General features: G+C 46.5%; 8 protein-coding genes. 3 read left to right on the forward strand and 5 right to left on the reverse strand.

Translation table 11 applies throughout. The features are described 5' to 3' along the window. The first annotated feature begins 23 nt into the window (after positions 1–23). Positions 24–1,010, forward strand: coding sequence for a helix-turn-helix domain-containing protein (locus BDD30_RS19595; RefSeq protein WP_049795203.1), 987 nt, complete (start codon positions 24–26; stop codon positions 1,008–1,010). 102 nt (positions 1,011–1,112) lie between these two features. On the opposite strand, the gene BDD30_RS19600 is transcribed toward BDD30_RS19595, so the two are convergent. Next, positions 1,113–2,966, reverse strand: a complete 1,854-nt coding sequence (locus BDD30_RS19600; RefSeq protein ID WP_015834432.1) for a polyurethane esterase — start codon at positions 2,964–2,966, stop codon at positions 1,113–1,115. 655 nt (positions 2,967–3,621) lie between these two features. Between BDD30_RS19600 and bla the strand changes: the two genes are divergently transcribed. Both bla and BDD30_RS19610 read left to right on the forward strand, forming a co-directional pair. Beyond that, positions 3,622–4,506: a class A beta-lactamase gene (gene bla / locus BDD30_RS19605; RefSeq protein WP_041381882.1), complete on the forward strand. Its 885-nt coding sequence runs from the start codon at positions 3,622–3,624 to the stop codon at positions 4,504–4,506. Positions 4,507–4,588: 82 nt separating this feature from the next. Then, positions 4,589–4,843, forward strand: coding sequence for a type II toxin-antitoxin system Phd/YefM family antitoxin (locus tag BDD30_RS19610; RefSeq protein WP_041381881.1), 255 nt, complete (start codon positions 4,589–4,591; stop codon positions 4,841–4,843). Between the two features lie 343 nt (positions 4,844–5,186). Here the strand turns inward: BDD30_RS19610 and BDD30_RS19615 are convergent, their stop codons facing one another. The 4 genes from BDD30_RS19615 to BDD30_RS19635 all read right to left on the reverse strand — a co-directional run. After that, positions 5,187–5,600, reverse strand: a complete 414-nt coding sequence (locus BDD30_RS19615) for an Imm63 family immunity protein (protein WP_015834426.1) — start codon at positions 5,598–5,600, stop codon at positions 5,187–5,189. A 77-nt stretch (positions 5,601–5,677) separates the two neighbouring features. Further along, positions 5,678–5,926, reverse strand: coding sequence for a hypothetical protein (locus BDD30_RS19620; protein WP_041381879.1), 249 nt, complete (start codon positions 5,924–5,926; stop codon positions 5,678–5,680). Continuing rightward, positions 5,923–6,603: a hypothetical protein gene (locus BDD30_RS19625; RefSeq protein ID WP_015834425.1), complete on the reverse strand. Its 681-nt coding sequence runs from the start codon at positions 6,601–6,603 to the stop codon at positions 5,923–5,925. The genes BDD30_RS19620 and BDD30_RS19625 overlap by 4 nt, the downstream gene beginning before the upstream one ends. 275 nt (positions 6,604–6,878) lie before the next feature. Next, on the reverse strand, positions 6,879–10,822 hold a 3,944-nt coding region (locus BDD30_RS19635), incomplete at its 5' end, for a hemagglutinin repeat-containing protein (protein WP_211338302.1).

Consider the following 10,822-nt stretch of genomic DNA (forward strand, 5'->3'; position numbering starts at 1 on the left):
TGCTAATTTTACAGGGGGATCTCATGAAGACGATCTATAGCAAGAAATTGGGAGTTTTCGCTGCTAACCATTGCAATTGCATGCATTTACAAGTGGAGGAAAATAATACAAATCCCTCATTACAAACTGAGGAATTATCAGACGGAATTCATATAAATCGAATTCGTTTTGAGCTTAACAAAGATTTTACAGAATATTGTGAAGGACCGCCGACGGTATCGATTGCGTTTATTTTAAGCGGGGAGGGGAGAATGGCGATTGAGAACGGCGATGTTTTAGATATTAATCCTGGCACAATGGTATTTTTCTATTCACCTAAGACGACACGTGGCATGAATTTCTTTGGCTGTGGAACGTGGCATATTCTCGATATCCGTTTTTCTCTGAACGAAATTGAAGCTCAGGAGTTGCCATGTTTTACCAAATTGACGTCGGGTTTTGAAAAAAATGTTAGCTATAGTGATGTTTTGATGATGGCTCGTCCTATTTATCCGCCATTTATGCAGATAGTCAATCAAATAGAAGAATGTCAATTAAATGGCAATGTTAGAAAGGTTTATTTAAAGGCGAAGGCGTTAGAGATACTCGCTTGTGTGACGGCTCAAATTTATGATTGTCAATATAATGTGATTAACAGTTTACAGCGCCGTGCTGTGTATAATGCAATAAAAATAATTAACAATGATTATCATTCTCCCTGGACAATAAAATCGTTATCAAGAGCGGTTGGTTTGAATGAGAGAAAATTAAAAGAGGGATTCCGTGCTGTTGTTTTTCGTACTTTCCATCAATATTTGGAGAACGTTCGTATGACCACAGCGGAAGATTTATTGAAGAAAGGGATGAGTGTTATTGATGTTTCTACCGCGGTAGGTTATTCCAGCCCAAGTCATTTTTCTAAACGTTTTCGGCAACATTATTTGATCAACCCTAAAGCATGGCAAGCGAAATATGCCGTAAGCCACACATTACTGGCAGAACATATTGCAGTGGAAGGTAAATATACTTAATAGATTTCGAGCCGCAGCGCGGCGGCAAGTGAGCGTAGGTTCCCAAAAGGTGGCCATTTTTGATGGCCACTTTATGGATAGGGATATCGCATGATTTTTATGTTATGCCAGTATTATATTGTCTGCGGATAGACTATCCATGCTGACGCCAACCAAAGTGACTGAGTTTTGGCCGAAGGTAAACACTAAGTTATTGTCTACCATTGAGGCGTGATCCAGATAACTGCTTTTATCGCTGCTGCCTTCGGTACCCAAGAACACCAGTTTGTCTGTTTTATTGTAACCGTAGATGATATCTTGTCCAAATTCACCGTTGAACAGGAAGGTATTGTTATTGCCTTGGCTTTTCAACACATCGTTACCTTCACCGCCAACAAAAACATTATTATTACCAAAGCCGATCAAAGTATCGTCACCATCCAGACCGAATAACCAAGAGCCGGAGGTTTTAGCTGTAAGAGTATTATCCCCGTCGTTGCCAGTTACTGAATTAGCGTATTTCGTTAGCCCCTTACTGGCGGAGTACAAACCATCGTTTCTGACTTGAGAATCTACATCTTTGGTGAAAAACAGCCAGGTATTTTCTTTGCTTTTTATTGTGGAGATATCGGTGGCAATGGTGATACCGCCTTGTGCATCGCGCAGATATAATGTACCCGCTTTGTCATAGGCTATTTCCGCATTTTTTAACGACTTTTGTAAATCAAAGGTATTATGGCCTCGTCCTCCGGCAATCATATTAAATCCGCCATCATCACGGAATATATCATTCCCGTCGCGTCCTTCCAGATAATCGTTTCCTTTACCACCTTTAATTAGGTCGTTGCCATCGGTACCGATAATAAAAGTACTGCCAGTGTGTTTCTCAGCATTTCGGTTTAAATCCTGCACCCAGGTATTTCCACGGGTGACGTTGGAAAGATTGCTGACAACAATAGTAGAATCTTTATGAGTTAGGTCGTAGAACACGGAATCCATAATGCGTTGCATACCGCTCTGGTAAAATGGAGTGACATGCGAAACCCAGGTTGATGGGTTAGCAATAGAGAAAGGTAATACATTCCACCAGTCTGATGCATAGTGATCATTAAAGTTAACAATATTATTTGTTGCAGAATCCTTTGGTGCGTCGTGTACGCCTACTGATGAGGAAGTGACGCTGGTACCCGTCAAGACGCGGAATACTGGGTCATTTTCGTATCCCACGTTCAACACTTTGCCGTCCTTCTCATACTGTGATGGTGAAGCGAAAGTTATATAGTTAGACTGAGAGTAGAATCCACCCCATTTTTCATTACTAGCCTCCGCCATACTGTTAGTCGCTAATCCTCCTAAACTATGACCACTGACCACAATGTCACTTCCGGTCAGGCCATTAGCTTTAGCGTAATTAGCCACATGATCCAGCAACCGACCAAAAGCGTTTGGTGTATAGTTATTCGAGTATTCTGTCTTTCCTAAGCCTACCAACACATTGTTGATAATGTCACCAAATGTATCGGTGATGATGGTTTCCCTTGGGCCGCTGGTACCACGAAATGCAATGCCAATAGAAATCAAATTGCCGTCGGCATCATATTTGCCCATTACTTCCGCCTGGGCAGTAGAATGACTTGCTTTTTCGCCGTAAAAGGTACCGCGGGCATCCGTTTTACCCTGATAGCCTAACTCGTCAGCGCTGATAGTAAACCATCCGGCGTCGTTAAGCTTATCTCGTGCTTGTTTTTCTGAATCTGGGTTCCAAGGCAATTTAGGCGTGATGCCTTGTGAGGTGGTACTGCCGATAATAGCCTTCAATAACGTTAATGGCATCCCTAAGCCAAAACCGTAATTGTAATATCCCTCGGCAAATCCACTACCTAGATTATGGTAAGCATACCCGGAAATGGCTTTAGCGTCGGAAAATAACTCTTTTGAAGTAGCGTCATCAAAATCTTTATACTGAAAAACACCCATGATGCATATCCTTGTAAGGTTAAAATAAGGTTAAAAGAGTGTTCTAAAAATATTAACGAACTAGGTAAGTATAGATTGTTATAGAGCATTTAAAGTGTAATTATCTGATAATTTATAAATTAGTGAGCCATCATGAATATTTGATATTTTTGTGTAACTTGTGTTGAATAATTGTTGCAAATATGCTAATTACCGAACGAACAAGATTAAAAATGGGGTAAATGACGGATGGCAACAGTTCATACCACTATATGGAGGGATTTGTTCATTCGATTTGGTATTTATAAAAGAGAAGTGTGAATATGGTGGAAAAATTCTATCGTTGATTCATTCAATCAATCGAATAAATCTGTAAAATTTGCATTGATTGCATTCAAATTAATTCACGATATTGATTTGAACAAATTATATACCCAATAGATTTCAAGTTGCAGCGCGGCGGCAAGTGAACGTATCCCCAGGAGCATAGATAACGATGTGACTGGGGTGAGTGAAAGCAGCCAACAAAGCAGCAACTTGAAGGATGAAGGGTATATCTTCATTTAAGTATATAAGGAGTATTTCATCGTGAATAAGCATGCCATTTTAACGATTCTCTCTCTATAATGAGCTATTCCTCATGTAGTTCTACTATTTTATTTTGCGAGATCCTGATATGAAGCATTCTCCATTGCGGCGTTCATTGTTATTGGCTGGTATTACTCTTCCATTGGTTAACTTTGCTTTTCCAGCCTGGGCTGGTGCGCTTCCTTCATCACTGTATAAACAACTTGCAGAACTGGAAAACAGCACGAAAGGTCGTTTGGGAGTGACATTGATCAATACGGCAAATGGTCAGGAGATTCAGTACCGTGGGGATGAGCGTTTTCCTTTCTGTAGTACTTTTAAGCTGATAGTTGTTGCAGCAGTGTTACACAAAAGTATGTCCCAGTCAGAGTTGCTGGCAAAACATATCAATTATAGTGAAACAGATTTGCTGTCTTACGCTCCTATTGCTCGTAAGCACCTGAATCAAGGTATGAGCATCACGCAATTATGTGCTGCAACATTGCAATACAGTGACAACACGGCAGTAAATCTGTTGATTAAAGAATTAGGTGGGGTAGAGGCTGTTAACCATTTTACCCAAAGCCTTGGTGACCATACATTCCGGCTCGATCGCTGGGAGCCTGATTTGAACAGTGCCATTCCTGATGATCACAGAGATACCACAACACCGGCAGCCATGGCGGCCAGTGTGAAGAAAATTGTATTTGGTGAGGTTCTGGCTGAATTGCAACGTGACCTGCTGATCGACTGGCTCAAAGGAAATACTACCGGAGATGCCAGTATTCGTGCTGGTGTTCCGACAGGTTGGGTGGTTGGTGATAAAACTGGCGGCGGTGATTATGGTACCACTAACGATGTTGCCATACTTTGGCCGCCAAAGGGAGCACCTGTGATTCTGGCAGTTTACTTTACTCAACCTCAGAAAGATGCCGAATCACGCCGTGATGTGCTGGCTTCGGCAACGCGGTTGGTGATGGAGCATTTGGCTTAATTTTTCCTGGGACTAAAGTTTGCGCACCCTAGTATTATGTAGTAACGTGCCTACATAAATTACTGTTATATTGAGGTGTGTTATGTCAATCACAACTTTATCAAGCCGGGAGCTTAATCAAGATGTTAGCAGGGCAAAGAAGGCGGCTAAAAGAGGCCCTGTGTTTATCACAGATCGCGGCAAGCCAGCGCATGTCCTGCTGACTTTTGAAGAGTACCAACGAATCACCAAGCAACGCCGAAATATTGCTGATGCTTTGGCAATGCCTGGTGTTGAGGATATTGAATTCAATCCCCCACGAGCCACTATCAATAGTCGGCCTGCGAGTTTTTCATGATGTTTGTTCTTGATACTAATGTGGTGTCCGAGCTGCGAAATGTCATTGATTTTGAGTTGACTGGCGTACCAATATTAAATCCTTGGGTTTAAGGATTTAATATCTTAAACACCAAACGGGGAGGTCGCCTGAGTGAAAAATTTTTTAATTAATCCATCAATCCCATACCTTGTGAACCCATTTATTCATCGTCCAATAAACGTGCAGCAAAAAGCGTTTTACTCAGAGATTTGCCACTAAAATCTCTTTAGGGGATTGACCTTCATTTAACATAGCGATAGCCAGACTTGATGCTGACCGACCGTAATCCACCATCCCTATTTGGCAAACTCAGTGCATATTGTCAGTCACTATTGTCTATGTATGGTGATCTTTCTAATATTTCCTCAATTTTTTTCTTGGCTCTTAATACCCACTTTTTATCTAATACACCTAATATTTCTAGCTGTTTTTCAAAATAAGCTCTACGAAAATCTTTACTTTCATCATTCCTGTTTTTTAATTCATATTCAGATGCCATTTGGCTAGCTACACTTTCCATTATCCAATATAGAAGCTCATTTAAATCTTCAGTTGTTTGCCTAAATATTTCATATCCTCTTTCAGAGTAAATAATATGATATTGATTATTATCAATAATTATATATCCAGAACCATCACCAATAGGCTCTGAATAAACTATCAATATTGATTTAGGTGCATTAATCTTAGCACCTAAAGACCACACTTTTTCTTGTATTTCATTTATAGTTAGCATTCTTTACTTCCTTTGTGCACATTATTCTCCACAATGAAAATAATAATCTAAACTTAAAGGTTAGGACTAATATTTCATTATTTTCGTGAGTTATACTCACGGTAGTATATAAAACAACATCCTATACCGCCAATAGTTCCTCCCATCGTTCCTACCTTTAAACAAAGCAAGAAATCTTCTTGAGTAAAATCAAAATCTCCAGATAAGAAAAAGAAAATTAAGGCAATAATTAGTTTTAAAATCAATCCTGTTAGGATCATACCAACAATAATTGAGCTGAATAAGTGTAGAAAAAGGAGAAAAAAACTTAGTTTACTTAGTTTCATTTCTTCTTATCCTCATCTAATTTTTTTAACCCTTTACTAATCTGATCATTAGTAATTTCAGTTGCTACAGATGAACCTATATTGCCAACAACTCCAGGGATCTTACTGGGTGACATCTCTTTCGATATCCCGAACTCACCTTTGACCTCTGTATATTTAAGTAAATTGGGATTAAATTTCGGGTCCCAGCCACCAGTTATCCACTTGCCTACAGTATTTGTACTGGAGGCAACATACTTACCCACACCATATCCTATTGCTGAACCCGCTCCGCTGATCATCCCTCCCTTTATTGGATCATCGCCTTTCACATAACTTGAAGCCGCCCCCATACCCGCATTCCAGGCTATTGTTCCCCACAGGCCAGTATTGGCTGTGAATACCCCCGTCCAGTACGCAGAAATAGCATCATTGGGGTCAACATTGCCATTAGCAAGATATTGGATACCGGTATTGGCTCCGGCACCAATCATGCCCGTTGTTACAGCGGCTCCCGATAACCACGGCAAGGCCAAGATACTCCCTTCTGCGGCAACCAGGGTTTGGCAAGAGAGGGGCGTATTACCACTACAGGCTTTCTGGATTTCGGTTTGCTTATCCTGTTGCCATTTTTCAACTGTGCCTTTTTTATTCGCTTCTGCCGCTGCCAGTACATTCGCTAAAGAGTTATTGTCCACAATAAAAATAACAATTTCGATTTAAGGGTGAGGATTAACTCCACTATTTACGTGAGTTATATTGGCGGTGATACATAATCCAAGTACCTGTTCCGCCTATTGGTCCAATAGATATTCCTACTTTGAAAGCCTTTTTTATATCTTCAAATGAAAAAAGAAACATTCCACCTATAAAATACCAACCTAAGCACCTGATGATAAAAAAAATAGTCAAACTCATGAGAAATATAGCCACTATCCATATAATGTTTGTAATAAAGAAGAATTTCATTCGATTATTTTGGGGAACCATTGCCTTTCTCCTGAGCTTTATTAATTTGCTCTTGAATAAGGGAGTTCGTTCCTTCAGTCGTGATGGAAGCTCCCATATTACCAACAATACCGGGGATCTTACTCGGTGACATCTCTTTCGAGATCCCAAACTGACCTTTTACTTCTGAGTACTTAAGTAAGTTGGGGTTAAATTTCGGGTCCCAGCCATGAGTAAGCCATTTACCCGCCGCATTTGTCCAAGAGGTAATATATTTACCTGCCCCATAACCTATCGCTGAACCCGCTCCGCTGATCATCCCTCCCTTTATTGGATCATCGCCTTTCACATAACTTGAAGCCGCCCCCATACCCGCATTCCAGGCTATTGTTCCCCACAGACCAGTATTGGCTGTGAATACCCCCGTCCAGTACGCAAAAATAGCATCATTGGGGTCAACATTGCCATTAGCAAGATATTGGATACCGGTATTGGCTCCGGCACCAATCATGCCCGTTGTTACAGCGGCTCCCGATAACCACGGCAAGGCCAAGATACTCCCTTCTGCGGCAACCAGGGTTTGGCAAGAGAGGGGCGTATTACCACTACAGGCTTTCTGGATTTCGGTTTGCTTATCCTGTTGCCATTTTTCAACTGTGCCTTTTTTATTCGCTTCTGCCGCTGCCAGTACATTCGCTAAAGAGTTATTCTCAATTGCGTTCTTCCCAGCCTGTGCCCCAGTGAGCGCGCTGGCGGTGGAGTCACCGGCAATGCCGCCGGCCAGTCCCGCTGCCAGGGTGGAGAGGGTACTGATAGTCTGTTTCTGCTCCTCCGTTAACTCGCTGACTTTAGCCGCGTCGCCGTAAAGCTGCTTTATCAGCACCTGAGCCGCCAGCTCGCCCGACGCGGCCCCGGCTGCTCCTGCCACAGCGTTGTTACCACTGACTTCCGCTGCTACCGCCCCTAAAATCGCATGGGCCAGCGTGTTGGTGGCGATATCCACCTGATGGGTTTGCGGGTCGGTGGTCAGCTCTTTTATCACGCCCGCCAAATAAGGCGAAGCACCGCCGGCCAGTGCTTGCCCCAGATTATTTCCGGCCAGTCCCTGAATCGCTGCCGTGGCCGCCTGTAAGGCTTTCTGGTATGGGCCACCCGTGCCAAAACCGGAGTCATTCAACGCCTGCGTGTAAGCGGTGTCATAAACTTGCTTATTGATATCCGCTGGCGAGGGGGCTTTATTACCTGCGTTGATCAACTTTTCTCTGGCATCGGCTTTATCCTGTTCACTGATATGATTGAGTTTCGCTTTCGCCGCCTTAGTGGCGATAATTTTCCCTTCCGTGCCGGCTATCTCGGTCATCTGGGCGCTGAGTTCGCCCATCAGTTGCGCCTGTTTCAGCCGTTGTTGCGCTTTCTCCTTATCAAATATCGGCCTCAGGACATTGGCCGCATTATCGGTATCACGGCTTAAGTTCGCGATATCCTGCGTCTGGTGGTCCTTATCCCGAATAATTAGGGTGCCGTCACTGACCGCTGCGTGCGTGGTACTGCGGTCATGGCCCTGATTATTTGAGCCGGTCAGCGCATTGACCGCCAGATTATTCAGCCCCTGACCGGTGGTTGGCTGACCAAGGCTGACGCCGGCACTTTGCTGCTCAACGCTAAAGTCCGCTTTATTTTGAATATCTTTAAAGCCCAGTGTTCCGGTATTGAGGGTGTTTTTCGCGTTGTCGGCCTGACTCGCTATCACGGCCCCGTCCAGTTGGGTGTGGTCGCCGACGTTAACCTGATAACCGCCTTCACCAGCAAACAGCCCGGTTTGCTCCTGCACTGAATCGTAATTGCTGTGCAGTTTATTGCGGCTGGCATTGAGAGTCAGGGTGCCGTTGCCGTTGGTGAGCGGGCCTACGGTGGCATTGACCCCGGCCCGGGCGTTGTGTTGCTGGCTGTCATAGCGCTGGCTGCCCTGCTCGCTGCTGAGTGTCAGATGGCGTTTTACCTCGGCGGTCATCTGTTCGCCGCTGACTTGTGCCCCTTTCAGGGTGGTATCCCGGCCACTGTTTAGCTCGACGGTCTGTCCCGCCTGTAACGTGGTGTTATTGTGGCTAACACCGTGACCGTTTTCACGGCCGTTACCCCGGCTGACATTGGCCGAGACGTTCAAACCGGTGCCCCCGGGTCCGGCAGTCAGGCCCACGCCCAGCGAGCTGCCGTGGCTGCGGCTCTTGCCGGTGGTCTGTTCGGTGTTCTGGCTGGACGAGAGCGCAATATCCCGGCTGGCATGCAGTTGCAGGTCTTGACCGGCCTGTAACTGGCTGCCCTGAATGCGGATATCGCCGTTCGGACCGGATGCCCCTTTATCGTCACCGTGCGCCGTTATCGTGAGGTTATCCCCGGCGGTCAGGTGGCTGCCCTGTTGGGTAGTCTGCTGGTGCTGCTGTTCTGAACGGGAAGACTGACGACCGTAGGACAGGCTCACTCCGGCCAGGGTGTTATTGCCTTTATCACTGCCCTGGGCTTCGGCCAGCCGGGCAGCCTGTGTCGCCTGTACCCCACTGAGGGCGGCCTGAGTGTGTTGCAGGGCTTTGAGGCGCGGGTCTTCGGTTTGCTGCGCGGCCCGGGCCGTCTGCACCGCACTGTTGAGGGCGCCGCCTGCCGTGCCACTCAGCGCCACCGTCAGGCCACTTTGTTTCTGTTCGGTTTTGGTCAGGGTAGTGTGATGGTTTGCCGCACTGGTGATATTCACGTTCTGGCCGGTCAGGGTGATGTCCTTGCTGGCCACCAGGTCACTGCCGTGAAGGTTGAGCTGGGTACCGGCATTGAGGGTGACATGGCCCTGGCTGCTGCCCACCGTGCTGCCTTTATTCCGCTGGCTGTCGCTGTCGGTGGTGACTTTCTGGCTGGCCTGGCCTAATGTGAAACCAATACCGCCCGTGCCCATCAAGCCCGATTTTTTCTCCTGCCGCAAATGGGTTTCACCGTGAGATTCTGCGGCGGTGGTGACGGTCAGCTGATGACCGGCGTTCAGGCGGACATCCTGCGTGCCCGCCACATTGCTGCCGCGGATATGCAGGTCTTTACCGGCCTGTAAAGTCACTTTATCGCCGCTGAAGGTGGTGCTCAGGGCTTGTCGGTCATGCACTTCGTCGTGGGTTTCCACTGACGACTTGGACAGCCAGCCTTTGCTGGTTTGCTTACTGTGCTCCACTAAGTCGGATGAGGCGGTACCGGTTGTCAATGTCAGGTTATTTCCGGCCTGCGCCGTCAATTGTTGACCGGCATTGACGTGGGCGGCGGTAGCGGTCAAATCCTGCCCGGCTTGCAGGGTCACCTCACCGGCACCGGTTATCTGGCTGCCGATATCCTGCTGTTGGCTCAGATGGCGATAGTTATCTTTCCCCCAGTCGCCCTGTTCTGTACGGTGCGTGCTTAGGGTATCCAGCGTCAGGTTATGGCCGGCGGTTATCTCGGTGCGACCGTCTTTACCGGCGTTCTTCACCTCACTGGCGGTTAATTGCACATTGTTGATGGCACTCAGCGACAGGGTGCCCTGGTCGTTCTGCACATAAATCCCCGCCGGACGGTCCCGCCAGCGGTTCGCGGCATCTCCGCGCAGGGTCGCAGCGCTGGTGATATCCCGACCGGCTTGCAGCACAACTTTATCCGCCCCCTGAATCTGGCCGCCCCGGTTGGTGATGTCCTGCCGGGCCGTCACATCCACTTTACCGCCGCGAATAAAGCCGCTGTTGGTCAGGTTGTTGGCCGTCAATTGGGTAACGTCACGCCCGCTAATCGTGCCGCTGTTGGTGATATCGCCCTGACTGTTAAGGGCCACGGTATTACCGGCCAGTAAAGCGCCGTCTCCGCTCAGGTCGCCGGGTCTCACCCGGGCGTAAACCTGGGGCACCGTCACCACCTGCGTGCTGCCGTCCGGCAGAGTCACCGTCTGGTTGGTCAGCCAGATAATGT

Source organism: Photorhabdus asymbiotica (genome assembly GCF_003634575.1).
In the GTDB taxonomy this organism is placed as follows: Bacteria; Pseudomonadota; Gammaproteobacteria; order Enterobacterales; family Enterobacteriaceae; genus Photorhabdus; species Photorhabdus asymbiotica.

Coding starts and splice junctions, on each gene's coding strand:
- BDD30_RS19615 (WP_015834426.1), bottom strand. CDS start 5,600: ATGCTAACTATAAATGAAATACAAGAAAAAGTGTGGTCTTTAGGTGCT.
- BDD30_RS19620 (WP_041381879.1), bottom strand. CDS start 5,926: ATGAAACTAAGTAAACTAAGTTTTTTTCTCCTTTTTCTACACTTATTC.
- BDD30_RS19595 (WP_049795203.1), top strand. CDS start 24: ATGAAGACGATCTATAGCAAGAAATTGGGAGTTTTCGCTGCTAACCAT.
- BDD30_RS19600 (WP_015834432.1), bottom strand. CDS start 2,966: ATGGGTGTTTTTCAGTATAAAGATTTTGATGACGCTACTTCAAAAGAG.
- bla (WP_041381882.1), top strand. CDS start 3,622: ATGAAGCATTCTCCATTGCGGCGTTCATTGTTATTGGCTGGTATTACT.
- BDD30_RS19610 (WP_041381881.1), top strand. CDS start 4,589: ATGTCAATCACAACTTTATCAAGCCGGGAGCTTAATCAAGATGTTAGC.